The sequence below is a fragment of the Streptomyces sp. NPDC001843 genome (assembly GCF_042891955.1).
Lineage (GTDB): Bacteria > Actinomycetota > Actinomycetes > Streptomycetales > Streptomycetaceae > Streptomyces.
Window position 1 is genome coordinate 290,860 of the sequence record NZ_JBIATQ010000002.1, and the last position, 22,481, is coordinate 313,340.

The window sequence follows — 22,481 nt, forward strand, 5'->3', positions numbered from 1 at the left end:
GGCAGTACCGCTGGAACGGTGGGGCCCAGCTTGGAACGCGCCCCCGTCATCCACTCCCGGGCGACATTGTCCAGCGCGGCGTTGGACGCGCGCGACGGCGTCCGGTCCGAGGGCACCGCGGCGGGAACGGTGGGGCCCAGCTTGGAGCGGGCCCCCGTCATCCACTGCCGGGCGATGTTGTCCAGACCGGGATCGGCACCCCTGTCCGGCCTGCGCAGGCGTACACCCCGACCGCGCGTTCCCCCTGATGTCGCGCGGGTCGCGTTGAAGTTCCCCGTGGCGTTCTCGGTCTGGTCGTAAAGGCTGTCGATTCGCTGCCGAACCTCGTCGCGGCTTTCGCGCGCCATGGGGGACGTACTCCTTCCGTGCTCCGCCTACCGGGTTAGCTGGCGGGTTCGGGCGGTCGATGGTGGAAGGCATGCCCTACGGCCCCTGCCCCGTCGGGCGGTCGGGCCGATTCACCCCAAGTCGGTTGGGTCCCCGGCTCCGGCTGCCCCGCAGGCACACCGGACTCGGCGGAGGCCGCGCGGCCCGACGGGGTTCGCCGGGGGGAGCCGTGCGGTCTGGTCGCCAACCTAGCCAACTTGTGTGGCTGGTGTGAAGGTTGAAGCGCGGAATGTCCGATACGTAATTGTGATATTCGTCTTGCTGCTGGTGATCATTTGGTGAAGATCGCTCAAACCGTCTTCGAAGTCGCGGCGTTGAACCGCCTGCGGACCCAAGCCGGCCTGTTTCCCGGACGTCATGGGACCGCTTCCATGGGCTTCAGGATGGCGCTCATGGACTCCATGCCCCACCCTCGCCCTACCGTCCGTCAGATCGAGCGGGCGTCGCCGAGGTAGGTGTCCGCACGGCCCACAACGGCGGTGACTCACGTGCCCTCGGTCCGGACCACCGCCTGATGCCGACCCTGTTCGCCGAGCCGTACCGCACACTGGAGCCGGCCTCGCCTTCGTCCTGGACGCCGGGCACGGACGACCGGTGGGATACGTCGTCGGGACGGCGGACACGCAGCGGTTCGTCGAGAACTTCCGGGAGGCATGGATCCCCCGGGTGGCCGACCGCTACCCGAAGCCCTCGGCGCCGCCGCGCACGCCGAGCGAGGAGATGGTGGCGCTGCTGCACCGACCCGAACGGATGATCCGGCCGGAACTGGCCGGCCACCCCGCACATCTGCACATCGACCTGCTGCCGGCATGGCAGCGGCGCGGCTGGGCGCCGGTTGATGGACACCCTGCTGAACGCCCTGAACGAACGCGAGGTCCCCGCCGTCCGCCTGGGAATGGTGACCGCCGAAACCGCGGCCCGCGCGTTCTACGACCGTCTCGGCTTCCAGGAGATCCCGGTGCGGGAACCCGGCCCCCTCACCTGTCCGGGCCGCTCCACCCGGCCGCGGTGACGGCCGGGCGGCACACTCACGAGGCGCGCAGGGTCCGCTTCGCCAGCTCGTACGCCGGACGCATCTTCTCGTGCTCCTCCGTGTCGAGCCCGCCGAGGTGCAGCACGACCGGGCCGTGCGGTGTGGTGACGGCCAGGGCGGTCTCCTTCTTCGACTCGTCGAGGAGCTTGCTCGTGTAGACGTACTCGACCTCGACGCCGGAGACGCCGCCCGTCCGGAAGGCGCGGTACTTCTCCTTGCTCGTGTTGTCCTCCGCCGCCACGAAGGCCCGCAGGACGGCACGCGCGTCGGCGTCGCCCGGCTTCCCCTTCCAGACTCGCAGGAAGCCGATGTGCCCGGCGGGCTTGGCGTCGATCTCGCACACGGCGGTGACCGGGCCCTGGTGGAGCAGCGCGTCGGCGAGGTCGCCGGCCACCCCGTCGGCGTGCGCCTCGGCCTCGACCGCCTTCGCCTTCCAGCCCTTGGCGATGTCGAACGTCACGGGCAGCTCGCAGGCCGAACCGGCGGCTCCTGTCCTCCCGGCGCTCTCGGCGACCTCGCCCGTCGCCGTCCCGGGGCCCCGGCCCGCCGTCGACGCGCTCGGCGACGACTTCACGTCCCCGCCCTCCGGCGAGCCCGCGCAACCCCCCAACACCACCGCCAGCAGGGCGACCTGAGCCACTCTGCCCCGCACGGACCCCATCACGACACGCAACGCTGTAACCCCCCTCTGTCCAGGTCGGTCACTCTAACCGAGGGCACCGACAGGGCCGTACGCCTTTACGGCCGGCCACCGCCGGGCCCCGGCGGCCTTGCGACCGGAGGGCGGGCACGGCATGGTGCGGATGTGCGCACCCTGCTGATCGTCCACCACACGCCCTCGCCCAACTGCCAGGCCCTGTTCGAAGCCGTCGTCTCCGGGGCCACGGCCCCGGAGATCGAAGGGGTTCGGGTGGTCCGTCGTGCGGCCCTGAGCGCGACGACGTCCGATGTGCTCGCCGCCGACGGATACCTGCTCGGTACGCCCGCCAACCTCGGGTACGTCTCCGGCGCGCTCAAGCACTTCTTCGACCAGATCTACTATCCCTGCCTGGACGAGACGCGCGGCCGCCCCTTCGGCTCGTACGTGCACGGCGGCAGCGACGTCACCGGGGCGCTGCGCGCCATCGAGACGATCACCACCGGCCTGGGCTGGCGGCGGGCGGCCGACCCGGTCGTCGTGACCGGCGAGCCCGGCAGGACCGACACCGAGGCCTGCTGGGAACTGGGCGCGACGATCGCCGCGGGCCTGATGGACGCGTCGTGAACAGCCCCTGAGCGCATCCGATGCCGCAGGGCTCCGCGATGCGTGCAGGGGCCGGTGTGGCGGCAGGGCGGCGCCGCCCGGGGGGATCGGCCACGTGCCCCGCGACCCGCTCGGACGGCTTCCCGGCCGCCCGCGCGTCAGGCGGCCTCGGCCCGGGCGAGCGCCGGGTCAGGTCTGACGCCGACGGCGCAGTAGGTGGCGGGCGAGCAGGGCGGCGGCCAGCAGGCCGAGGGCGAGGAGGACGTAGCGCTGGTAGCGGGTGATCTGCTCGTAGACCTTGTCGATGTGGCTGCCCGCCAGATAGGCCAGGGTCGTCCACAGGCCGACCCACAGCGCCGCGCCGAGCGCGTTGAACGCCAGGAACCGCCGCCAGGGCATGCCGGTGGTGCCCGCGACGATGCCGTTGGCCTGCCGCAGTCCCTCGACGAACCGCGCCACGGTGACGATCTCGCCGCCGCGCCGGGTGAAGAACTCCTCGGCCGCCTCGAAGCGCTTCGGTGTGAGCAGGACGTACCGGCCCCACCGGTGCACGGCGGCACGGCCGCCGGACCGGCCGATCAGATAGCCCACGTTGTCGCCGAGCACGGCCGCGACGAACGCGATGGCCGCCACGGCCACGATGTTCAGCTGCCCCGCCCCCGCGTACACGCCCGCGGCGATCAGGATCGTCTCGCCGGGAGCGGGGATGCCGAAGTCCTCCACGAAGACCACAGCGCCGACGGCCCAGTAACCGTAGTGACCGAGCAGCGGTGCCAGGTGGGCCAGCGGGCCCGGAAGGGAAGGGGCCATACCTCCACCGTACGTCAGCGGCGCTGACGTGCCGTCAGTGCACGGCGTGCCCCGAGCGCCGCTGGGGGTGGTCCGGGCCCGGCTTGGGGCGGGTACGGGTCCAGGAGGGATCAGCCATACGCACCCGGGGGTGCGCCGGGGCGAGAGGGCCGAGTGGGGTGAGGGGGGTGTGGGGGGTGTGGGGGGGGTGGGGGGAATGTGAGCCGTGTCGCCAGGTGGAGTGGGGGTGGATCATCAGGCGGGTAGTCCTTCGGCCTGGTGGGGGATGGGCCGGGGCGGCCGCGGAGTGCGTGGGGGAGGCTTCGCGGCCGGGGGGTCAGGGAGCGAGAGGCGGCGTGGCGGGTCCGGCGCCGTGCACGGTGGTCGTGAGCTCGGCCCAGACGACGCGCCCGTAGAGGTGGAGGGCGCCCGTCACGCCCCAGTCGGTGCTCAGTGCCTCGACCAGCAGCAGCCCGCGGCCGCTCTGGTCTTCGGGGCCCGGCTGCCGGGGCGCCGGACGCGAGGGACCGCGGTTGTCGTCCTCGACCTCGATGCGCAGCCGCTCGGGGGTGAGGCGCAGCCGGCACACGATTCGCTCGCCCGCGGAGTGCGTGAGCGCGTTGGTGACGAGCTCGGAGGTGATGAGGACGGCGCTGTCGGCCGCGTCCCCGTCGATGCCCCAGGAGGCGAGTGCCTCGTGCACACTCGCACGGGCCCGGGCGACCGATGCCGGGGTCGAGGGCAGCGCGAACGCGTGCGTCCGCTGGGGCGGTTCGGCCCCGGAGGCGAGCCGGTCGGGGCCCTCGGGCCCGGGGAGTCGACCGGTGTGCTCGCCTCCGGGTGGTCTCAGGGGTGGTGCCGCCGCCGACGGTCGGTGGGGACGCCCGTCTGCGGACTGGTTGTCGAGGTGCTCGGCGCCGGGGAGTCGGTGCAGGGGCTGGGGGAGGGAGGGCGGGGGCATCGCCGTCGCCTTTCGTCCGGCTCGCATCGTGGGGGGTGTGCTGGTGTCGTGGCCGCCGGACCGCTGGGGACGGACGGCGACCCGGGCACGGCGGCGCCCGATCGCAGCCCAATCTCCCCCAACTGGGCTGCATCGCCTGCTCCTTCCTGGGCCGGAGCAGTGAGTCCACTGTGACACCTGCCAACAACACCCCGCAACCAGCAAGTTGAAATTTGCAAGAAGCCGCGTGCATGCTGCTTTCGGCAATAAGTGATCGAATGAGCCTGTGTAGCGATCGCGTGAGACGGTGACCCTGCAACCGACGGTGTGAGGGGGTAAGGCGTGACCGCGGAGACCGACTGGGGTGGCGCGCCCTCCGTCCTGCGTATGATCCTCGGCAGGCAGTTGGAGGAACTGCGGACCCGGGCCGGCCTGACGTACGAGCAGGCGGGCGCGGCGATCGGGGTCAGCCACTCCACGATCCGCCGGATGGAGGCCGCCAAGGTGGCCCGGCTCAGACTGGCGGACGCCGAGAAGTTGCTGAACACCTACGGCGTGCGGGACCAGCAGGAGATCGACACCTTCCTGCAGTCGGTACGCGAGGCCAACAAGCGCGGCTGGTGGCACACCTACCGTGATGTGATGCCGGACTGGTTCGCCGCCTATCTCAGCCTGGAGCAGGCCGCGTTGCAGATCCGCGCCTACGAGAACCAGTTCGTCCACGGGCTGCTGCAGACCAAGGAGTACGCCACCGCCCTGCTGGGCGCGGGCAATCCGCACGCCTCCGGGCAGGCCACGGAGCGCCGGGTCGCGCTGCGCATGCGCCGCCAGGAGCTGCTGTCGCGGGACGCGCCGCCGCGGCTGTGGGTGGTGATGGACGAGACGGTGCTGCGCTGGCCGGTCGGCGGTGCCGGCGTGATGCGCGCGCAGATCGACCACCTGATCGAACTGAACCGGCTGCCCCATGTGACCCTGCAGATCATGCCCTTCGCCAACGGACCGCATCCGGCGATGCGGGCGGGCGCGTACCACCTCTTCCGGTTCCGGGCCCGCGAACTGCCCGACATCGTCTACCTCAACGGCCTGGTCGGCGCCGTCTACCTCGACAAGGCGGACGACGTCGTGGTGTACCGCGAGGCCCTGGACCGGCTGGGCGCCCAGGCGGCGCCCGCCAGGAAGACCGAGGCGTTCCTCGGTTCGATTCGCAAGGAGCTCTGAGTGCACCACCACGTACACAACGGCATGCCGTCCCGGGAGCTGGGCGCGCGCGGCTGGACCAAGCCGTGGAGCGACGACGCCGGGGGCGCCTGTGTGGAAGTGAAGAAGCTCGCCGACGGACGCGTGGCCGTCCGCCAGTCCACCGACCCGGACGGGCCGGCGCTCGTCTTCACCCCGCGTGAGATGACGGACTTCCTGACGGGCGTCAAGGCGGGTGACGCCGACTTTCTCCTGTGAACTTGCCTTGTTCTGCTGAGCGTTGCCCCGGTTCCGGTGGATCATGGATCCGCTTCGGATCCCTGTGACCGCCCCGACTCGAATGGGAGACACGGCGTTGCCCGACAACGGATGGCCGGCCGACCGCATCGACACCGAGAACGCCCACTCCGCCCGGATCTACGACTACATCCTGGGCGGCAAGGACTACTACCCAGCCGACAAGGAGGCCGGCGACGCCATGTCCCGGGAGTGGCCCGCCCTCCCCGTCCACATGCGCGCCAACCGCGACTGGATGAACCGCGCGGTGCGCTGGCTCGCCGAGGAGGCGGGCATGCGCCAGTTCCTGGACATCGGCACCGGGATCCCCACCTCCCCGAACCTGCACGAGATAGCCCAGTCGGTGGCTCCCGAGTCACGGGTGGTCTACGTCGACAACGACCCCATCGTCCTCACCCTCTCCCAGGGCCTGCTCTCCAGCGCGCCGGAGGGGAAGACGTCCTACATCGAGGCCGACTTCCGCGACCCGGCGGCCATCCTGGACGCCCCCGAGCTGCGTGAGACCCTCGACCTCGGCAAGCCGGTCGCGCTCACCGTGATCGCCATCGTGCACTTCATGCTCGACGCGGACGACGCGGTCGGCGTCGTGCGCCGACTGCTGGAGCCGCTGCCCTCGGGGAGCTATCTGGCGATGTCCATCGGCACCGCAGAGTTCGCGCCCGAGGAGGTGGGCCGCGTCGCGCGTGAGTACGCCGCCCGCAACATGCCGATGCGGCTGCGCACCCTCGACGAGGCCCACGAGTTCTTCGAGGGCCTGGAACTGGTCGAGCCGGGCATCGTCCAGGTGCACAAGTGGCACCCGGACGGCACGGGGGAGAAGGACATACTCGACGAGGACATCGCGATGTACGGGGCGGTCGCCCGCAAGCCGTGACCGGACCGGGCCGGGGCCACCTGCCCCGGCCCGGGACCGGGCCGGTGACTACGGCGTGCTCAACCGGACCTCCGCGCCGATTGGCCGGTACCCGGCCGCCTGCTCCCTGCGCGAGGCGTGGGGCATGCCCATCGGTCTGCCCGCCACCGCGTGGATGGCGGAGATCGGCGCCTTCGGCTTGCGTTCGGACACCGAACTGCTGCTCAAGAGCCGGCGCGTCGTCCCGGGCCGCCTGCGGGACGCGGGCTTCACCTTCGCGCGCCCGCACTGGCCTCAGGCCGCGGCCGACCTGGCGGGGCGGGTGCGCGCCCGCCGCTCTTGACGTCACGGTGCCGGGTCGGCCCACTCCCCGTCGCGCATCACATGCCGCCCTTTGAGCTCGTGCACCCCGTTCCAGGCCTGGATCGCCCGCGGCAGCGCCTGGAAGTACCTGTAGGCGGGGTGGTCCTCACGCGGGTCCCAGCCCCAACGCTGCGCGAAGGCGTCCGCGGCGGCGGCCGGCACCTCCTGGGCGGTGAAGGTCCTCACCACGGCGTCGACGAGGACGACGTCCTGGGTGTCGCCGAGCGCGAGACGGGCCCGGCCGGTGTCGCGCAGGTCGCGTCCCGTCGGGCTGGTGATCCTGGTCGACAGCCACAAGGCCGCTCCGTCCCACAGGAACCACAGCGGGACCAGGCACGGCAGACCGTCCGCGCCGGACGTGGCGACCCAGACGTCCGTCCCGGTGCGCAGCTTCGCGAGCACGTCGTGCCGGCGCCGCGCGGAGTCCCGCGGCTTCTCGGTGATCTTCACACCGGGTGACGGTACCCGTCATGGGGCCGCGCTGCCTCGGGCGATGGTCCTACGGCCCCCGACCGAGGTGGGCGGTGTCACATCCAGGGTGTGGCGCGGTCGCCGCTCCCGGTCATCCGGCACAGCAGCCGGAAGGCCCCCAGCAGGGTGGCCGGCCATATGACCGCGAACCCCCAGATCAGCGCCGGGTTCGAGGTTCGGATGCCCAGGACGCCGAGGACGATCGACGCGCACATCAGGACGGCGACCGTCAGCGGCAGCCACACCCGAGGGGGCGAGGCGCTCATCCGGCGGGTGAGACGACGGTCACGGCGCAGCTCCGCCTCGATGCGGAGCAGGGCCAGCCGTTCGTGAGCGGTGAGTTCTACGTCATCCGGGTGACTCCGGTCGTTCATGGCTCACCGTGTTCCCCGGGTGCGGCATCCAATGCCCTCCGGGCGCCGGCCGTCCGTCCCCGGGCGGCCGGCGGGTCAGCGCCCGCAGGAGGCCGTCGGCGTTGTCCGGTGTCCGCCCGGAACGGAAGTCGGCTCGGATCCGGCATGCGGTGTCCGTTCCCTCGGTGAGGCACCAGTCCCACCAGCGTTCCAGTCGTTCGTCGCCGAGGTCCTCCGCGGCCACCAGGGCGGGCCAGCCGCAGGACCGGGCCTGCGCCGTGACCTTGGCGCCCGACTCGACCGGGTCGACCGCCAGGGCCGGTACGCCTGCCCGCAGGGACAGCACCAGTCCGTGCAGCCGGTCGGTGACCACCAGGTCCAGCCGTTCCAGCACGGAGTCCAGTTGCCCGGGTGTCGCGCACAGCCGCCAGTCCTTCGTGTCGAGCCTGGTCTCCAGCTCCACGCGTGCGCAGTCCTTGGCCAGCAGCCAGCGGGTGATCCGGTCGGCGGTCTCCTCGTGGCGCCGCCGGTCCCCGTACTCGCGCTGCCCCCGGGTGAGGATCACCCCCACCACGGGAAGGGCGGGGGCGGCCGGGGCACGTGCCGACAGGTCCCGCACCGGCTCGAGCGCCGGACCGTCGCGGGCCAGTACCCGGTGGAACCCTGTGACGGCCGGACTGCCGGGCCGGATCACCGAGGTTCCGACGGCGATCCGCAGACAGTGCGGGAACCGCCGGTGCAGATCGGCCACTTGCGGACCGTGCAGCGGCCCGCACACGAACACCAGGCTGCCGTACGCCTCGGGGCGCACGTCGTCGAGGTGCAGCGCGTCCGGCCGGAACGCGGGGCTCCAGACCGTGTCGTAGGCGTGCCCCGCGCGGTCCAGGACGCTCTGCACGCGGTTCAGGGCGAGGACGTCCCCGGCGGTCGCCTCGCCGTCCCGGAAGCTGAACCATCCGGTGAGCAGGGTCCTGTCCGCAGCCGTCACGGGGCACCCATCCGCCCGCGCCGCGCTCGCCCGTCCATGCCGTGACCTCCCTGCCGTGCGCGGGCGAGTACCCGCGGACGGGACGGATCACACGTCAGGAGAGGGTCACGCCGCCGGCCACGGCGCCTGCTCCCCTCGATCGGATCGACGGCGAACTAATCGCAGGCGATCCGACGGGTCCCCCGGCTCCGCCACCACGGCACGAGCTGGGCGACGCCGAACGACACCTCGACGACGAGGAAGAGCAACAGCAACCGCGTGACCCCCTGGCTGACCGCGTACGACATCCACGCCGAGAACAGCACGCGGGCGGCGCCGTCGTAGAGCCCGTGCGCCGGCAGTGGCCGGAGGATGCGCAGCAGAGCCCAGACGATCACCACCGAACCCATCAGGTTGGCGTACATGGTCTGCACCGGATCGACCGCGGGCAGCGCACCCAGCCCCAGCGCATCGCCCAGTGCCGACAGTGCGCGGTTCACCAGGGCGTACGACCAGGGCGTCGCGAACCCGGCGGTGACGACCAGGTCGTACCAGGCGCTGGCGCGCACCACTCGTGGATAGACGGGGTGGGGCGGGGCGGCAAGGAAGATCATGGCAGGGCTCCTGCTGGTTGCGTGACAGCGACGCGCGTCACGCTAAACAGTGGAGTAGGGTCCAAGGTCAAGCGCTGACAGATGAACTGACGGGGAGTCATGCTGATCGGAGAGCTGGCCGCGCGGACCGGCATGACCAAGGACGGCATCCGCTTCTACGAGAAGGTCGGCCTGGTCAGGAGCCGGCGGTTGGCGAACGGCTATCGCGACTTCCCGCCCGATACGGTGCCCTGGCTCGCCTACGTCCGCACCGCACAGGCCCTCGGCTTCTCCCTCGCGGAGATCGCACGTCATGGAGAGGAACTGCTCGACGCCCCGGACTCGGCGGCGGCCCTCTCCGAGCTGCTGGCGGACAAGATCCGGCTCATCGATGTCCGCATGGCCGAACTCGCCGCTCTACGAACCGAGTTGGAGCACCGCGTCGGCACCGGGTGTCCGTTGCGGGCGGTGGCCGGCCAGGCCGGCTGAGCCGCGGCGGTCCGGACCGCCACCAGCAGCCCGCCTGCCCCGGACGGGCGGACGGTCCGGAAGTCCGGCCACCGCGCCGGGGCGGCGGGCATTCCCCGGCCGCGTGCCCGCCTGCTCGGTCAGGCCCGGACCAGCGGCGTGTCGACCAGGTGCTCGGCCAGGAACCACGCCTGCAGTTCGCCGGTCCTGATCACCTGAGACACCAGCAGGTCGTTGGTGCCGTCGTCCCCCAGTTCGGCGGCCCGGGCCGCGGCGTCGTGGGCGTCGACGAGGATGCTCTCGTGGGCCTCCAGCAGCCGTGACAGCATCGCCGGAACCTCCTCCACCCCGTCCGGGGGGCGGGGGATCGAGGTGATCTCGGCGACGTGCCGCGGGTCGCCCACCGCGACCCCGCCCAGCGACTGGACGCGTTCGGCGACGGTGTCGACGATCTCCAGCTGTTCCCCCGCGTGCTTGTCCAGCACCAGGTGCAGTTGGTAGAAGGTCGCGCCGCGCATCAGCCAATGGTGCTTCTTGTAGAGGCCGTAGAGGATCTGCGTGTCCGCCAGCACCTTGTTCAGGCGCTGACAGGAGTACATGCGTGCCTCGTAGGACAGGCCGACCGGGAACTGCTTGACGGTCCCGAACTCCTGGATCACCTCGCCCCTCTGGTGCAGCCAGGGCTGGCTGCCGGTGCCGGGCCGGGAGCTGGTGGTCATGTTCCGCCTCCTGTGGTGCTGAGCTGTGCGTACCCGGGGGACGCTAGGCGCTCGCGAAGGCGGCGGGTTGTCCGGCAGTGCACGCGGTGCTGCCCGCCGGTGCACACCATCGCGCGCACCCGCGCCGGCCGTGCGCTCTCGGACACGAGCCCGTGCACCGGCGGACACGGCACCGGCACCGGGCCGCCCTAGCCTCGGCGGGACGGCCGACGCCCGGGAGCCGGCACAGCGAGGAGCGGAATGAGCACCATGCGGGGCCGCGACCCCGGCGAACCGCACCGGTCCGCCACCCCACTGGAACTCTTCTTCGACCTGTGCTTCGTCATCGCGGTGGCACAGGCGTCCGCGAGCCTGCACTCGGCCCTGACGCACGGGGAGTACGCGTCCGGTGCCCTGCGCTTCGCGCTGGTCTTCTTCACCATCTGGTGGGCGTGGATGAACTTCACCTGGTTCGCCTCCGCCTACGATCCCGACGACGTGCCCTACCGGCTGACGGTGCTCGCCCAGATCACCGGCTCGCTCGTGCTCGCGGCCGGCGTGCGCCGGGCGTTCGAGGCGGGCGACCTCAGGATCGTCACGCTCGGATACGTCGTCCTGCGCACCACTCTGGCGTCCCTCTGGCTCCGGGCCGCGCTGTCCGACCCCGCCCGGCGCAGGACGGCACTGCGCTTCGCCGGGGGAGTGACGGCCTGCCAGCTGGGCTGGGTCGCTCTGCTCGGTGTGCCGCCCGCGCTGCGGCTGCCCGGCATCGCCGTCCTGATCGCCGCCGAACTCTCCGTGCCCGTGTGGGCGCAGTCCGCCGGGATGACACCCTGGCATCCGCACCACATCGCCGAACGGTACGAACTCTTCACCCTCATCGTGCTCGGCGAGTCCGTCGCCGCCGCCACCGTCGCCGTACGGAGCGCCTTCGACCGGCACCAGGGCACCGGGGCGCTCGCCGCGGTGGCGGCCGGCGGCCTGCTAACGGCCTACGCCATGTGGTGGCTGTACTTCGCCCGGCCCGCGCACACCCTGCTCGCCACGACGCACCAGGCCCACCGCAGGAGGTTCCCCTGGGCCTACGGCCACTACCTCGTCTTCGCCGCGGCGACCGCCGAGGGGGCCGGGCTGGCCGCGTACGCCGACCATGTCACGCGGCACACCGGCGCCTCGGCACCGGCCGCCGGAGCGGCGGTGACCGTTCCGGCGGCCGTGTTCCTGGTCACGGTCTGGGCCGTGCACCTGCGCCCCCACCAGACCAGGGCGGCCGAGTGGCTCCCGTACCCCGTCACCGCGGCCGCCCTGGTGCCGGCCGCCTGGTCCCCGGCCCCCGCCCTCGTCGCGGGCGCCCTGCTGGCGGTGCTGGTCGCCCTGGGGCCGACGCACGCCGGGGATTCCGGCCAATCTGTAAGTGCCGCGGGGAAGTTCGTACCCGGTGGGATGCGTACGAGCCGGCGCGCGGCCTGGGCGGACACCGAAGGCCCAGGGAAAACCAGCACCCGCGGAACGTCCGAAAGCGGTGCTCCGGAAGGTTCATGACCTGCACACCGAGTATCCGTCGATCAGACCAGGGAAGGATCCCGGAGCCATCAGCGTCCGTCCCGAGAGGGGGTGCAAGTGATGAGGATTCTCTTCGCCGTTCGCAACAAGGTCGCGGCCCGCAAGAGCCTGAAGGCCAACGCCTGGTACTTCTGGTACTGAGCACGCTGACATCGTTGTCCGGCCCCTGGGCGGGCCGGGCAACACCCCCGACCGCCCGTCCCGGAGAACCGGAGAGCCCGTGGCCCTCTCATCCCCGCCCGCCGTGCGCGCCACCGTGTTCGCCCCGCGCCTGGCCGCGCTGCTGCGCGACCACCTGGGCCAGGACGTCTTCCGGCTCGAGCCCGACACCATCGGTGTCGCCGGGGCCGCGGTCGCCGACCGCATCCTCGCCGCACGCCGCGCCACCGAGACCGAGCGGCCCACCTTCAAACCGCTGCACGGCCGCTCGATCTCGCGCTCCGAGGCGTCTTCGGTGACCCGCACCATCGGCAATGACGTGCGAGCGGCCCTGGCCGGGCCCCGGCCGAAGGACGTGGACCTCTCGGGCTCCTGGCCGCTGACCGGACATCTCTTCCTCAGGGACCTCGTCCTCGGCCAGGACCCGCGCAGACTGCGGATGCTGATGAGCCGCAACCTCGAACTCACGCCCAAGCTCACCTGGTCGGTGATCGCGGTCGGCGCGGCACTCCCCGGCTGGCCCCGCCCCGGCGGCCACCTGACCGGCCTCGCGCAGCGGGCCGCCCGCGCCGTCGGCTACCAGGAGCGCCGGTACGCCATGGGCATGTACCGCAGGGCCGCCGCACCGGTGTGCTTCACGGTCTCCACCCTGGTGGCCAACGCGCTCTGGCTCGGCGCGCCCTTCGACGACGACACCCCGAACCGCAACATCATCCTCGAGTCGCTGCGCCTGCTCCCGCCCTCCTGGAACATCCTGCGCAACGCCTCACCGGAGTACCCCGCCGTCGACGACCGGATCGGCGACGGCGACGACGTCCTGCTGCTGCCGTTGCTCTCCCACCGCGACCCGGCCCTCTGGCCGGACCCGGCGGCGTTCCGCCCCGAACGCTGGGGCGAACTGGACCCCGAGACCGCACCCGGCTACCTGCCCTTCGGCCATTCCTCCGAACGCTGCTGGGGACGGCACATGGTCATGCCGCTCGCCGAACTGCTGCTGGACCTGGTCCGCGGCTCCGGCCTGACGGTCGACCCGGACCAGCGCACCGGACGGGTACCGCTCCTCGGACTGCTGGGTGTGGAGGACGTCCGACTCGTCCGGGCTGCGTGACCCGGACCAGACCGGGTACGTTGCCCCATCATGGACGGCTACGACCCCCCAGACCTGGACGAGATCGACTTCCTGCCCGGATACGGCACCGCCGAGCGGCTGGCGGAGCTGTACCAGGAGGAGTCGCAGGACCTGCTGGACCTGCTGCAGGCGGGCAGCGCACAGGACGGCCAGCCCGTGTCCCCCGAGGCCCGCCGCATGGCCCGCGAGATCGCCACCCGTATCCCCTCACCGAACTGACCGGCCCGAACCGTGCGGCGCGCAGGCCGCGGGGCGGCCCGCGTCGGCCTGCCGTGGCCGCATCGGGCGGCGCCACGGGCCCGGCCGGGCGGGCGCGCCGCTGGGCCAGACCGTCGAGTGGTCCGCGGGCCCGCGCGGTGCCGCTGCCGCTGTGCGCGGTCTGTGCGGGGCCGTCATGCTCCGGTCGGCCCACGGCGCCCGGCCGGGCCCGTGCGGCCGAAATCTTCACCGGGTCGACGCGCGGTGGACGCCACGTGCCTATCCTGTGGATCCGCCGGGCCGGAAGGGCCGCCGCGACCAGCCGGAGGAAGCACCCCACGATGCCCCGCAGCACTGCCGACAGCTCGGTCCCCCCGCGGCGCAGCCGGCGGGGCTTCGCGGGCGCCCGGCCCGTGATGGACGACGTGGCGCGGCTGGCGGGTGTGTCCAAACAGACCGTGTCCCGGGTGATCAACGACAACCCGGCCGTCCGCCCCGAGACCCGCGAGACCGTGCTGGCCGCCATGCGCTCGCTCGGCTACCGCCCCAGCCGCAGCGCCCGCTCGCTGGCCAGCGGCAGGACCCGGATGCTCGGCGTGATCTCCTTCGACGCGGCGCGGTTCGGGCCCGCCTCCATCCTGACCGCGATCAACTCCGCGGCCCAGGAGGCCGGTTACCTCGTGAGCTCCATCGCCCTCGACACCGCGGACCGGGACACGGTGGTGCGGGCCGCGGATCGGCTCTCCGCCGAGGGCGCGGACGGGGTGATCGCCATCGCCCCCCAGCGCCGGGTGGGCCGCGCACTCGCTCAGGCGCAACTGCCCACCCCTGTGGTGGTGCTGGAGAACGACCTCGGCGACAGCACGTCGCTGATCGCCGCGGACTCCATGAACGGGGCCCGGCTGGCCACCGAGCACCTGCTGCGCCTCGGCCACGGAACCGTCCAGCACATCGCGGGCCCGGCGGGCTGGACGTCCGCCGACGTGCGGGTGGCCGGCTGGCGTGCGACCCTGCGGGCGGCCGGGGCGCCCGCCACCGAACCCATCTTCGGTGACTGGAGCGCCGACTCCGGGTACGACCTCGGCCGCCGACTGGCCCAACGCCCCGAGGTCACTGCCGTGTTCGCCGCCAACGACCAGATGGCCCTGGGCGTGCTGCGCGCCTTCCACGAGGCCGGGCGCCCCGTCCCCGACGAGGTCAGCGTCGTCGGCTACGACGACATCCCCGAGGCCGCACACCTGTTGCCCCCGCTGACCACCGTGCGCACCGACTTCGCCGAGATCGGCACCCGTTCCCTGCGTCTCCTGCTGGACCGTCTCGAAGGCGCCGACGCGCGGGGCTCCGCCCCCGTCGACCCGGTCGTCCCCGTCGAACTCGTCGTCCGCCGCAGCACGGGTCCGGCACCGAGGCGATAACCGATTGCCCTTCCCCTCGCCGATGTGCGAGCGTGCACCGGACCTTGTGCCATGAACCGCCCCGATTCCCCGAAGGACTGAAGCCATTGACCGCGGCGTCCCCCAGCGGCCGCCGTCGGCACTGAAGGTGCCGTTCGCCCTTCTCCGCACGGCGGCCCCACGACGCCCGGCCACGGCCGGGCGACAGCAGCGTGCCCACTCCCTGCCACTCACGTGAGGTCACCATCACCATGGACACCGACGTCCAGAGCTTCGCCGTCCGCAACCTCCGGCGCCGTCCCGAGGTCACCGAAACCGGCGGCTTCGTCGCGGGCTTCGACCCCGCCACCACCAGCCCGTACGTCAACTACGCGACGCCCCTGACCGGTGCCCGACCGGACGACCGGGACGTCGCGGCACTGGTCCGGGCGTTCCGCGAGCGTGGTCTCAGGCCCCGACTTGAGTTCGCCCCCGACGGCGCACCCGCCGTGGAACCGGCGCTCGTCCGGGCGGGCTTCACCGTCGAGGCCCGCCACACCTACCTCGTCTGCACACCGCACACACTGGCGGTGCCGTCGTTCGCCGGTGGTCCGGTGGCCGAAGTCCCCGCCACGGACGAGGACTACGCGTCGATCGACGCCGCCCTGTCCGAGGCGTTCGCCGGTGAGTTCCCGCCCTCCCCGGAAGGCGCCGCCCGGCTGCGCCGCACAGCCGACAGCGGCGGAGCCGTCCGCTTCGTCCGGGCCCTCGACGGCGGCTGCGCGGGCGCGGCGACCTGCTCCGCGCCCGCCGCGGGGACCGCGGAACTGGCGGGCGTGGGCACCCGCCCGGCCCACCGCGGCCGGGGCATCGCCGCCTCGGTGACCGTGGCGCTCACCGAGACGATGTTCACCCGGGGAGCGCGATCGGTCTGGCTGGAGTACTCGGGTGAGGGGTCCCGCCGGGTGTACGAACGCGTCGGCTACCGGCCCGGCGGCACCCGCCTATACATGTCGCTCTGACACGCCGTGACACGCCGCCGGACGGCTCATCCGGGCCGTCCGGCGGCATTTGCGAAGTAACGTGCGGAATATGAAGAAATGTCATACCGTCTACGGCGCCTGCGCCGCAGCGCTCCTCGTGGCCGGAGTCGGCGCGGCCGCGCCCGTCGGCAACTGCCCCACGCTGCACGTCGTGCGCCCGGGGCAATCGATCCAGAAAGCGGTGGACGCGGCCAAGCCCGGAGACACCGTGCTGGTCACCGCCGGTACCTACCGCGAGAGCGTGAAGATCACCACACCGTGGGTGACCCTGCGTGGCGACGGCCGGAAGACGGTCATCAGGCCGGGCAAGAAGAAGTCCGACACCAGCTGCGCCGGGTACGGCAACGGCATCTGCGTCGCCGGGACCAAGAGCTGGCGCGTCGACGGCGTCACCGTCGCCGACCTGGCCGTGACCGGCTTCGCCCGGGCCGGGGTGTTCGCCGTCGGCACCGACCACCTGACCGTGCGCCAGGTGACCGCCGAGAAGAACAAGCTGTGGGGCATCGCCGAGGAGCGGTCGGTGCGCAGCCTGGTGCGGGGTAACACCGTCCGCGACAACGGCGACGCCGGTGTCTTCCTCGCCAACACGATGCTCACCGAGGCGGGCGCCAAGGACACCAAGGGCACGATCGTCGACGGCAACGTGCTGAAGGGCAACCGCATCGGCGTCACCGTCCGCCGCCTGCGCAACATCACCGTCGCGCACAACGAGGTGACCGGCAACTGCGCCGGGGTGTTCGTCGTCGGCGACGAGAACAAGCCCAAGGCCGGCAAGGCGACCGTGGCCTACAACAGCATCGTCAAGAACAACAAGTACTGCCCGAAGACCGCCCGGCTGCCCTTCCTGCAGGGCTCCGGCATCGTGCTGACCGGCGCCGAGGACTCCCTGGTGACCGGCAACGTGATCACCGGCAACGCCGGCAGGTCCCCGCTCTCCGGTGGCGTCGTCCTCTACAAGAGCTTCGTGGGCACCACAAGCGAGCGGAACCGGATCCACGACAACCGGGTGAAGAACAACGCGCCGGCGGACCTCGTCAACCAGGAAGCCGCGAAGCGCAACAACACCTTCGCCCGCAACAACTGCGGGAAGTCCAAGCCCGCGGGACTGTGCTGACCGGCCGAACCCGTCCGTAACCCAAGGAGGAGAGGCGGCACATGACGACCGCACCCACTGCCCCACCGCCGTCCATGCGGCTGAGGGAACTCGTCTTCGGGGCGGCGTGTGCCGCCGCCCTCCGCGCGGCCGCCCGGCTGGGCGTCGCCGACGCGCTGGGGGACGGCCCCATGGCCGTGGCGGACCTCGCGGCCGCGGTGAAGAGCGAACCGGGGCCGCTGAGAAGGCTGCTGCGGGCGCTGTCCTGCTACGGCGTGTTCGCCGAGCGGGAGGACGGGACGTTCGCGCACACCGACATGTCCCGGCTGCTGCGCGAGGACGACCCGCACAGCCTGCGCTACATCACGCTGTGGTGCACCGAGCCGTGGACCTGGGACGCCTGGCCGCGCCTCGACGAGGCCGTGCGCACCGGCCGCAACGTCGTGGAGGACCTGTACGGCAAGGAGTTCTTCGACTACCTCAACGAGGACGCACCCGAGTCCGCCGACGTCTTCAACCGGGCCATGACGACCTCCAGCAAGCAGTCCGCCCGGGAGGTCGCGGAACTGCTGGACCTGTCCGGGGCCAAGTCGGTCGCCGACATCGGCGGCGGCCAGGGCCACGTGGTGGCCAGCCTGCTGGAGAAGTACCCGTCGATGCGGGGCACCCTGCTCGACCTGCCCCGCGTCGTGGAGAACGCCGACCCCCGGCTGCGCCCGGGCGGTTCGCTCGCCGACCGGGTCCGCATCGTGCCCGGCGACTGCCGCGAGGCCATCCCGGTCCAGGCCGATGTGTACATCATCAAGAACATCCTGGAGTGGGACGACGAATCGACCGCCCGCTGCCTGCGCAACGTGATCGAGGCGGGCGGGCCCAAGGCCCGGGTCGTGGTCATCGAGAACCTCGTCGACGACACCCCGTCGATGCGGTTCAGCACCGCCATGGATCTGTTGCTGCTGCTCAACGTCGGCGGGGCCAAACACACCACCGACAGCATGGTTGGCCGGCTGACCGCCGCGGGCCTGGTCATCGACGAGATCGGCCCGGTCAACCCCTATCTGCACGCGTTCGACTGCACGGTCCCCGGGTGATCCGTGGGAAGCCGCGCAGAACACCGGTCGCCGGGCCCGCGACGCTGCGGGCCCGGCGACCGGTGGCCGTCCGCGGGGGCGGACGGCGGGTTCAGACGGCTCGGTCGCGCTCCCAGAGGTAGAAGCGCCGGGCCATCGCGTCCTTCGGCGAGCGCCAGGTCTCGGGGTCGTACGCGCTGACGTACGCCGACAGCCGCTCGCTGACGTCCCGGAACTCCGGATGACCGGTCACCTTGGCGATGGCCGGGCCGGGCTCCTTCTCCGACTCGATGAGGTGCAGGTACACGTCACCGAACTGGAAGAGGCTGCGCCGGGTGACACCGACGAGGTGCGGCAGCTCTCCCCGGTCGGAGTCCTCGAAGATCTTCGCGATGTCCGGGGCCGATCCGGGGGCCATCCGGGCCACGATCAGGGCTTGGTGCACGGTGTCTCTCCGTCCGGCTCAGTCGGTCAGGCCCGGCTGGGCCCCCTGCTCGGCGGCGGCCTTCTCGATCCGGTCGCGGATCAGGGCCATCTGGATCTTGGAGTTCTTGTTGATGTTGTCGGTCATCCAGTCGTCGTCGACCGGGGCCTCGGGCTTCATCGCGAAGTCCTGGGTCCAGATCATCCGGGTGCCGCCGGGGACCTCCTCGTAACGCCACCGGATGTTCATGTGGGCGAACGGGCCGGTCTCCACCCGGCGGGCCTTGACGGTGAGCGAGGGGCGGTCGGTCTCCCGTTCCGAGACCCAGCTCCACACGGTGCCGTTCTCGTCGGGGTGCATGGTCAGCCGGAAGGTGGTCTTGTCCCCCTCCTGGGACAGGATCTCGGCGGAGGCGTACTCGCTGAACAGCTGCGGCCAGTTCGCCACGTCGTTGGTGATGTCCCACACCAGGTCCACCGGTGCGGCGATGGTGATCTCGTTCTGCGTGTGTCCAGCCATGTCAGGCTCCTGCCAGAAGGGCGCTGTTGACGAGGTCGAGGAACTCCCGGGGCGTCTTGCAGCGCTCCGCGTCGGGAGGCATCGGCGTGCCGTGCCTGTTCTCCAGTTCGCCGACGATGCCGAGCAGGCCGAGCGAGTCGATGCCGAGCTCGCCGAAGGCGGTGTCGGGGCGGTCCGACAGCTCCTGGGGGCTGACGGTGATCCCGGCCGCCTTCTTCATGAGTTCGGCCAGTTCTTCGACGGTGATTTGGGCACTCATGTCGTTCCTCTCTCTCCTTGCTTGGGTTCCGCTCCGGCGACCTCGCTACGAGGCGTCGGCGGCGCCGTGCCGGAGCACGAGCGCCGAGTTCGACCCCATGAGGCCCCGGCTGAGGACCAGCGCCGTACGCAGCTCGGCGGCGCGGGCCCGGCCGGTCACGAGGTCGAGGTCGTGGCAGACGTCGACCACGTTCGGGGTCGGCGGGATCAGACCGTGCTCCATCGCGAGCACCGCGGCCGCCGTGTCGAGCACGGGAGCCGCGCAGTAGCCCCGTCCGGTGCCCGTCTTCGGCGCCGTCACCGGCACCCGCCGGCCGCGGCCGCCCAGGGCGTCGGCGATCGCCAGCGCCTCCGCCCGGTCCGCCTCGGGCACCCCGAGGGCGTCGGCGAAGACGACGTCGACATCCTCGGGCGCGCAGCCGGCCTCCTCCAGGGCACCGCGGATAGCCTCGGCGAGTCCCTCCCGGGACGCCTCCCAGCGCGAGGCACCGGTGAAGGTCGCCGCGTGCCCGGCGAGGACGGCCCGCACGGGCAGCCCCCGTTCCCAGGCCGAGGCGACCTCCTCCACGACGAGCATCGCGCCGCCCTCGGCGGGGACGAAACCGCAGGCGCCGTCCGTGAACGGGCGGTAGGCCCGCGCCGGATCGTCGACGGTGCTCAGCTCCTCGTAACCGAGCTGGCACACCATCGAGTACGGCGCCAGCGGCGCCTCGGTCGACCCGGCCACGATCACGTCGGTGCCGCGCCGCACGGCCCGCGCCGCGTGCGCGAGGGCGTCCAGACCACCAGCCTCGTCGGCGGCGACCACCGAGCAGGGCCCCTTGAAACCGCGGCGGATGGAGACCTGGCCGGTGCTGGCGGCGTAGAACCAGGCGATGGACTGGTACGGGCCGACGAACCGGCTGCCCTTTCCCCACAGCCGCTGCAGCTCCCGCTGGCCGAACTCACCGCCGCCGGAACCGGCCGCGGTGACCACGCCCACCGAGAAAGGCGCCTCGTCGGTGTCGGCCTGGCCGAGGCGGGCGTCCTCCAGCGCCAGGTCGGCCGCGGCCATCGCGAAGTGCGTGAACCGGTCGGTCTGGACGAGGAACCGCTCCTCGACCGCCGCCGACGGTTCAAAGCCACGGACCTCACCGGCCACCCGCAGCGGAAGGTGCTCGCAGCCCTCGCGGGTGACGCGGTCCAGGACGCTCATGCCTTCCTCGGTGGACTTCCAGAAGGCCTCCACGGTGGTTCCGTTCGGCGCGACCACACCGATCCCGGTGACGGCCGCGCGCCGCGGATACGGTTCGCTCATGGTGTCCTCTCCCTCGGCCGGGTCAGGATCACCGCGGACTGGAAACCGCCGAACCCACTGCCCACGGACAGGACGCTGGTCAGCTTCCGTTCGCGGGCGACGCGCGGGACGTAGTCCAGGTCGCACTCGGGGTCGGGGGTCTCGTAGTTCGCGGTGGGCGGTACGACCTGGTGGGCCAGGGCCAGCACACAGGCCACGACCTCGATCGCCCCGATCGCTCCCAGGGAGTGCCCCACCATGGACTTGATGGAGCTCATGGGCGTGTCGTAGGCGTGCAGCCCCAGCGCCCGCTTCACCGCGGCCGTCTCGTGGCGGTCGTTCTGCCGGGTGCCCGAGCCGTGCGCGTTGACGTAGTCGATCGCGGTGCCGTCGAGCCGGGCGTGGTCCAGGGCGACCTCGATCGCCCGGGCCATCTCCAGGCCCTCGCTGGTCAGACCGGTCATGTGGTAGGCGTTGCCGAAGGTGGCATAGCCGCCGAGCTCGCAGTACACGTGCGCGCCGCGGGCCCGGGCGTGCTCCAGCTCCTCCAGGACGAGCACCGCCCCGCCCTCGCCCATGACGAACCCGTCACGGTCGTTGTCGAAGGGACGGGAGGCGTGGGCGGGATCGTCGTTGTTCGGGGACGTCGCCTTGATCGCGTCGAAGCACGCCATGGTGATCGGCGAGATCGGCGAGTCCGAGGCACCGGCTATACAGATATCGGCCCGGCCCTCCTCGACGGTGTGGAAGGCGTACCCGACCGCGTCCAGCCCCGACGTGCAGCCGGTCGAGACCGTCTGCACCGGACCGCACGCCCCGAACCGTTCCGCGACCGCCGAGGCGAGTGTGCTCGGCGAGAACGCGCGGTGCAGATGCGGCTCCGCCTCCCGGTGGTCCACGTCCCAGCGCTGCCCGCGGTGGCTGACCAGGACGTAGTCGTGCTCCAGCCGGGTGGTGCCGCCGACCGCGGTCCCCAGGGACACCCCGACCCGCCAGGGGTTCTCCCTGGCGAGGTCGAGACCGGAGTCACGCACCGCTTCGTCGCCCGCGACCAGGGCGAACTGGATGTACCGGTCCGCCCGCGCGGTCTGCTCCGCGTCCAGTCCGTGCGCCGCCGGGTCGAAGTCGCACTCGGCGGCGATCTGTGAGCGCAGTCCGGCCGGGTCGAAGAACGTGATGCCCCGGGTCGCGGTACGGCCACTGGCGAGCAGGTCCCAGAAGGCCGGAACGCCGATGCCGCCGGGTGCCACGATGCCTATGCCGGTGACCGCCACCCGCCTGGTCATGACCGGCCCCCGCCCTCGGCGGCGACCGCGACGGGCTCGGTCTCCTCCGTGTCGACGTGGCCGAGCGGCGGACTCGGGGCCAGCGGGCCGAGGTGGAAGACGATCCGGGCCTCGACGTCACCGACGTTGCGGAACCGGTGGCGCATGTGGGCGGGGATCATCAGCCCCTGCTCCGGCCGCAGCGGGTGCGGCTCGCCGTCCAGGTCCACCTCCAGCTGCCCGCAGACGACGTAGACGAACTCCTCGGAGTACGGGTGGTAGTGCTCTGCGATGCGGTCGCCGGGCTGCACCATGGCGACGCCCATGAAACCGCTGGTCGAGCCGACCGTGGTGGGGGTGAGCAGAGCGCGCAGGTCGCCACCGCGCCTGGTGTTGGGCTCGATCTCGCTGACATCCACGATCTTGGGACGGGGTCTGGTCACGACGTTCCTCCGATGC

Annotated in this window: 27 protein-coding genes, 2 pseudogenes and 1 riboswitch; of the genes and pseudogenes, 15 read left to right on the plus strand and 14 right to left on the minus strand. The window is 72.0% G+C overall.

What is annotated here, in order from left to right; genetic code table 11:
• Positions 1 to 355: 355 nt before the first annotated feature.
• Positions 356 to 528: riboswitch (cyclic di-AMP (ydaO/yuaA leader) on the minus strand.
• 274 nt (positions 529 to 802) lie between these two features.
• Positions 803 to 1,399 (plus strand): annotated as a pseudogene (locus ACFYZQ_RS06640) (GNAT family N-acetyltransferase); the annotation flags it as partial.
• Positions 1,400 to 1,415: 16 nt separating this feature from the next.
• On the opposite strand, the gene ACFYZQ_RS06645 reads toward ACFYZQ_RS06640, so the two are convergent.
• Complete coding sequence (locus tag ACFYZQ_RS06645) at positions 1,416 to 2,081, minus strand: lipoprotein (protein ID WP_389142349.1); 666 nt, start codon at positions 2,079 to 2,081, stop codon at positions 1,416 to 1,418.
• Positions 2,082 to 2,225: 144 nt separating this feature from the next.
• Between ACFYZQ_RS06645 and ACFYZQ_RS06650 the strand changes: the two genes are divergently transcribed.
• A complete protein-coding gene (locus ACFYZQ_RS06650) occupies positions 2,226 to 2,684 on the plus strand; it encodes a flavodoxin family protein (protein ID WP_389142351.1) in 459 nt (152 codons plus the stop codon).
• Positions 2,685 to 2,852: 168 nt separating this feature from the next.
• Here ACFYZQ_RS06650 and ACFYZQ_RS06655 read toward each other — a convergent pair whose 3' ends face one another.
• Both ACFYZQ_RS06655 and ACFYZQ_RS06660 read right to left on the minus strand, forming a co-directional pair.
• The gene (locus ACFYZQ_RS06655; RefSeq protein WP_389142353.1) at positions 2,853 to 3,473 is read right to left on the minus strand and encodes a DedA family protein; all 621 of its coding nucleotides are present in this window, start codon (positions 3,471 to 3,473) and stop codon (positions 2,853 to 2,855) included.
• Between the two features lie 316 nt (positions 3,474 to 3,789).
• On the minus strand, positions 3,790 to 4,440 hold the full coding sequence (locus ACFYZQ_RS06660; protein WP_389142355.1) for an ATP-binding protein: 651 nt from the start codon (positions 4,438 to 4,440) through the stop codon (positions 3,790 to 3,792).
• A gap of 294 nt (positions 4,441 to 4,734) precedes the next feature.
• Between ACFYZQ_RS06660 and ACFYZQ_RS06665 the strand changes: the two genes are divergently transcribed.
• From ACFYZQ_RS06665 to ACFYZQ_RS06680, 4 genes and pseudogenes are all read left to right on the plus strand, one after another.
• Complete coding sequence (locus ACFYZQ_RS06665; protein WP_389142357.1) at positions 4,735 to 5,610, plus strand: helix-turn-helix domain-containing protein; 876 nt, start codon at positions 4,735 to 4,737, stop codon at positions 5,608 to 5,610.
• A gap of 24 nt (positions 5,611 to 5,634) precedes the next feature.
• The gene (locus ACFYZQ_RS06670; protein WP_389143216.1) at positions 5,635 to 5,847 is read left to right on the plus strand and encodes a DUF397 domain-containing protein; all 213 of its coding nucleotides are present in this window, start codon (positions 5,635 to 5,637) and stop codon (positions 5,845 to 5,847) included.
• Between the two features lie 97 nt (positions 5,848 to 5,944).
• Complete coding sequence (locus tag ACFYZQ_RS06675) at positions 5,945 to 6,760, plus strand: SAM-dependent methyltransferase (RefSeq protein ID WP_389142359.1); 816 nt, start codon at positions 5,945 to 5,947, stop codon at positions 6,758 to 6,760.
• Positions 6,761 to 6,866: 106 nt separating this feature from the next.
• Positions 6,867 to 7,082: pseudogene (locus ACFYZQ_RS06680) on the plus strand (DUF1731 domain-containing protein); the annotation flags it as partial.
• 2 nt (positions 7,083 to 7,084) lie between these two features.
• Here the strand turns inward: ACFYZQ_RS06680 and ACFYZQ_RS06685 are convergent.
• The 4 genes from ACFYZQ_RS06685 to ACFYZQ_RS06700 all read right to left on the minus strand — a co-directional run bounded on the left by ACFYZQ_RS06685 (position 7,085) and on the right by ACFYZQ_RS06700 (position 9,507).
• Positions 7,085 to 7,552: a pyridoxamine 5'-phosphate oxidase family protein gene (locus ACFYZQ_RS06685; protein ID WP_389142361.1), complete on the minus strand. Its 468-nt coding sequence runs from the start codon at positions 7,550 to 7,552 to the stop codon at positions 7,085 to 7,087.
• 77 nt (positions 7,553 to 7,629) lie between these two features.
• Complete coding sequence (locus ACFYZQ_RS06690) at positions 7,630 to 7,947, minus strand: DUF3040 domain-containing protein (protein ID WP_389142363.1); 318 nt, start codon at positions 7,945 to 7,947, stop codon at positions 7,630 to 7,632.
• Positions 7,922 to 8,914 (minus strand): polysaccharide pyruvyl transferase family protein, encoded by a 993-nt coding sequence (locus tag ACFYZQ_RS06695; protein ID WP_389142365.1) that lies wholly within the window; start codon positions 8,912 to 8,914, stop codon positions 7,922 to 7,924. The genes ACFYZQ_RS06690 and ACFYZQ_RS06695 overlap by 26 nt, the downstream gene beginning before the upstream one ends.
• A 155-nt stretch (positions 8,915 to 9,069) precedes the next feature.
• Positions 9,070 to 9,507 carry a hypothetical protein gene (locus tag ACFYZQ_RS06700; protein ID WP_389142367.1) on the minus strand — a complete coding sequence of 146 codons (438 nt, stop codon included), beginning with the start codon at positions 9,505 to 9,507 and terminating at the stop codon, positions 9,070 to 9,072.
• A 99-nt stretch (positions 9,508 to 9,606) separates the two neighbouring features.
• Between ACFYZQ_RS06700 and ACFYZQ_RS06705 the strand changes: the two genes are divergently transcribed.
• Positions 9,607 to 9,975 (plus strand): MerR family transcriptional regulator, encoded by a 369-nt coding sequence (locus tag ACFYZQ_RS06705; RefSeq protein ID WP_389142369.1) that lies wholly within the window; start codon positions 9,607 to 9,609, stop codon positions 9,973 to 9,975.
• 119 nt (positions 9,976 to 10,094) lie between these two features.
• Here the strand turns inward: ACFYZQ_RS06705 and ACFYZQ_RS06710 are convergent, their stop codons facing one another.
• A complete protein-coding gene (locus ACFYZQ_RS06710) occupies positions 10,095 to 10,673 on the minus strand; it encodes a Dps family protein (protein ID WP_389142371.1) in 579 nt (192 codons plus the stop codon).
• A gap of 240 nt (positions 10,674 to 10,913) precedes the next feature.
• Here ACFYZQ_RS06710 and ACFYZQ_RS06715 point away from each other — a divergent pair, with 240 nt between their 5' ends.
• The 8 genes from ACFYZQ_RS06715 to ACFYZQ_RS06750 all read left to right on the plus strand — a co-directional run bounded on the left by ACFYZQ_RS06715 (position 10,914) and on the right by ACFYZQ_RS06750 (position 18,301).
• Positions 10,914 to 12,194 carry a low temperature requirement protein A gene (locus ACFYZQ_RS06715; RefSeq protein WP_389142373.1) on the plus strand — a complete coding sequence of 427 codons (1,281 nt, stop codon included), beginning with the start codon at positions 10,914 to 10,916 and terminating at the stop codon, positions 12,192 to 12,194.
• A gap of 81 nt (positions 12,195 to 12,275) precedes the next feature.
• Positions 12,276 to 12,356, plus strand: a complete 81-nt coding sequence (locus ACFYZQ_RS06720) for a tryptorubin family RiPP precursor (protein ID WP_389143218.1) — start codon at positions 12,276 to 12,278, stop codon at positions 12,354 to 12,356.
• A 79-nt stretch (positions 12,357 to 12,435) separates the two neighbouring features.
• Positions 12,436 to 13,482 (plus strand): cytochrome P450, encoded by a 1,047-nt coding sequence (locus ACFYZQ_RS06725; RefSeq protein ID WP_389142375.1) that lies wholly within the window; start codon positions 12,436 to 12,438, stop codon positions 13,480 to 13,482.
• A gap of 30 nt (positions 13,483 to 13,512) precedes the next feature.
• Positions 13,513 to 13,722, plus strand: a complete 210-nt coding sequence (locus ACFYZQ_RS06730) for a DUF6417 family protein (RefSeq protein ID WP_389142377.1) — start codon at positions 13,513 to 13,515, stop codon at positions 13,720 to 13,722.
• Positions 13,723 to 14,042: 320 nt separating this feature from the next.
• Complete coding sequence (locus ACFYZQ_RS06735; RefSeq protein WP_389142379.1) at positions 14,043 to 15,116, plus strand: LacI family DNA-binding transcriptional regulator; 1,074 nt, start codon at positions 14,043 to 14,045, stop codon at positions 15,114 to 15,116.
• 230 nt (positions 15,117 to 15,346) lie between these two features.
• Positions 15,347 to 16,096 carry a GNAT family N-acetyltransferase gene (locus tag ACFYZQ_RS06740; protein ID WP_389142381.1) on the plus strand — a complete coding sequence of 250 codons (750 nt, stop codon included), beginning with the start codon at positions 15,347 to 15,349 and terminating at the stop codon, positions 16,094 to 16,096.
• Positions 16,097 to 16,166: 70 nt separating this feature from the next.
• Entirely contained in the window at positions 16,167 to 17,231 is a 1,065-nt protein-coding gene (locus tag ACFYZQ_RS06745; RefSeq protein ID WP_389142383.1) for a nitrous oxide reductase family maturation protein NosD, read from the plus strand.
• 41 nt (positions 17,232 to 17,272) lie between these two features.
• The gene (locus tag ACFYZQ_RS06750; RefSeq protein WP_389142385.1) at positions 17,273 to 18,301 is read left to right on the plus strand and encodes a methyltransferase; all 1,029 of its coding nucleotides are present in this window, start codon (positions 17,273 to 17,275) and stop codon (positions 18,299 to 18,301) included.
• A 91-nt stretch (positions 18,302 to 18,392) separates the two neighbouring features.
• Here the strand turns inward: ACFYZQ_RS06750 and ACFYZQ_RS06755 are convergent, their stop codons facing one another.
• From ACFYZQ_RS06755 to ACFYZQ_RS06780, 6 genes are read right to left on the minus strand one after another with little or no spacing between them, the layout of a single operon-like run.
• Positions 18,393 to 18,725 (minus strand): TcmI family type II polyketide cyclase, encoded by a 333-nt coding sequence (locus ACFYZQ_RS06755; RefSeq protein WP_388793526.1) that lies wholly within the window; start codon positions 18,723 to 18,725, stop codon positions 18,393 to 18,395.
• 18 nt (positions 18,726 to 18,743) lie between these two features.
• Positions 18,744 to 19,223 carry an SRPBCC family protein gene (locus tag ACFYZQ_RS06760; RefSeq protein WP_389142387.1) on the minus strand — a complete coding sequence of 160 codons (480 nt, stop codon included), beginning with the start codon at positions 19,221 to 19,223 and terminating at the stop codon, positions 18,744 to 18,746.
• A 1-nt stretch (position 19,224) separates the two neighbouring features.
• The gene (locus ACFYZQ_RS06765; RefSeq protein WP_388793522.1) at positions 19,225 to 19,482 is read right to left on the minus strand and encodes an acyl carrier protein; all 258 of its coding nucleotides are present in this window, start codon (positions 19,480 to 19,482) and stop codon (positions 19,225 to 19,227) included.
• 45 nt (positions 19,483 to 19,527) lie between these two features.
• Entirely contained in the window at positions 19,528 to 20,778 is a 1,251-nt protein-coding gene (locus ACFYZQ_RS06770) for a ketosynthase chain-length factor (protein WP_389142389.1), read from the minus strand.
• Positions 20,775 to 22,043: a beta-ketoacyl-[acyl-carrier-protein] synthase family protein gene (locus ACFYZQ_RS06775; RefSeq protein WP_389142391.1), complete on the minus strand. Its 1,269-nt coding sequence runs from the start codon at positions 22,041 to 22,043 to the stop codon at positions 20,775 to 20,777. Before ACFYZQ_RS06775 ends, ACFYZQ_RS06770 begins: the two co-directional genes overlap by 4 nt.
• On the minus strand, positions 22,040 to 22,465 hold the full coding sequence (locus ACFYZQ_RS06780) for a cupin domain-containing protein (protein ID WP_389142393.1): 426 nt from the start codon (positions 22,463 to 22,465) through the stop codon (positions 22,040 to 22,042). Before ACFYZQ_RS06780 ends, ACFYZQ_RS06775 begins: the two co-directional genes overlap by 4 nt.
• Positions 22,466 to 22,481: the final 16 nt, after the last annotated feature.

Excerpts from the sequence above, each read along its gene's own strand:
- ACFYZQ_RS06740 (WP_389142381.1), top strand. The coding sequence starts at position 15,347 with ATGGACACCGACGTCCAGAGCTTCGCCGTCCGCAACCTCCGGCGCCGT.
- ACFYZQ_RS06720 (WP_389143218.1), top strand. The coding sequence starts at position 12,276 with ATGAGGATTCTCTTCGCCGTTCGCAACAAGGTCGCGGCCCGCAAGAGC.
- ACFYZQ_RS06770 (WP_389142389.1), bottom strand. The coding sequence starts at position 20,778 with ATGAGCGAACCGTATCCGCGGCGCGCGGCCGTCACCGGGATCGGTGTG.
- ACFYZQ_RS06690 (WP_389142363.1), bottom strand. The coding sequence starts at position 7,947 with ATGAACGACCGGAGTCACCCGGATGACGTAGAACTCACCGCTCACGAA.
- ACFYZQ_RS06730 (WP_389142377.1), top strand. The coding sequence starts at position 13,513 with ATGGACGGCTACGACCCCCCAGACCTGGACGAGATCGACTTCCTGCCC.
- ACFYZQ_RS06705 (WP_389142369.1), top strand. The coding sequence starts at position 9,607 with ATGCTGATCGGAGAGCTGGCCGCGCGGACCGGCATGACCAAGGACGGC.
- ACFYZQ_RS06775 (WP_389142391.1), bottom strand. The coding sequence starts at position 22,043 with ATGACCAGGCGGGTGGCGGTCACCGGCATAGGCATCGTGGCACCCGGC.
- ACFYZQ_RS06760 (WP_389142387.1), bottom strand. The coding sequence starts at position 19,223 with ATGGCTGGACACACGCAGAACGAGATCACCATCGCCGCACCGGTGGAC.
- ACFYZQ_RS06735 (WP_389142379.1), top strand. The coding sequence starts at position 14,043 with ATGCCCCGCAGCACTGCCGACAGCTCGGTCCCCCCGCGGCGCAGCCGG.
- ACFYZQ_RS06645 (WP_389142349.1), bottom strand. The coding sequence starts at position 2,081 with ATGGGGTCCGTGCGGGGCAGAGTGGCTCAGGTCGCCCTGCTGGCGGTG.
- ACFYZQ_RS06715 (WP_389142373.1), top strand. The coding sequence starts at position 10,914 with ATGAGCACCATGCGGGGCCGCGACCCCGGCGAACCGCACCGGTCCGCC.
- ACFYZQ_RS06710 (WP_389142371.1), bottom strand. The coding sequence starts at position 10,673 with ATGACCACCAGCTCCCGGCCCGGCACCGGCAGCCAGCCCTGGCTGCAC.
- ACFYZQ_RS06750 (WP_389142385.1), top strand. The coding sequence starts at position 17,273 with ATGACGACCGCACCCACTGCCCCACCGCCGTCCATGCGGCTGAGGGAA.
- ACFYZQ_RS06745 (WP_389142383.1), top strand. The coding sequence starts at position 16,167 with ATGAAGAAATGTCATACCGTCTACGGCGCCTGCGCCGCAGCGCTCCTC.
- ACFYZQ_RS06765 (WP_388793522.1), bottom strand. The coding sequence starts at position 19,482 with ATGAGTGCCCAAATCACCGTCGAAGAACTGGCCGAACTCATGAAGAAG.
- ACFYZQ_RS06660 (WP_389142355.1), bottom strand. The coding sequence starts at position 4,440 with ATGCGAGCCGGACGAAAGGCGACGGCGATGCCCCCGCCCTCCCTCCCC.
- ACFYZQ_RS06670 (WP_389143216.1), top strand. The coding sequence starts at position 5,635 with ATGCCGTCCCGGGAGCTGGGCGCGCGCGGCTGGACCAAGCCGTGGAGC.
- ACFYZQ_RS06700 (WP_389142367.1), bottom strand. The coding sequence starts at position 9,507 with ATGATCTTCCTTGCCGCCCCGCCCCACCCCGTCTATCCACGAGTGGTG.
- ACFYZQ_RS06655 (WP_389142353.1), bottom strand. The coding sequence starts at position 3,473 with ATGGCCCCTTCCCTTCCGGGCCCGCTGGCCCACCTGGCACCGCTGCTC.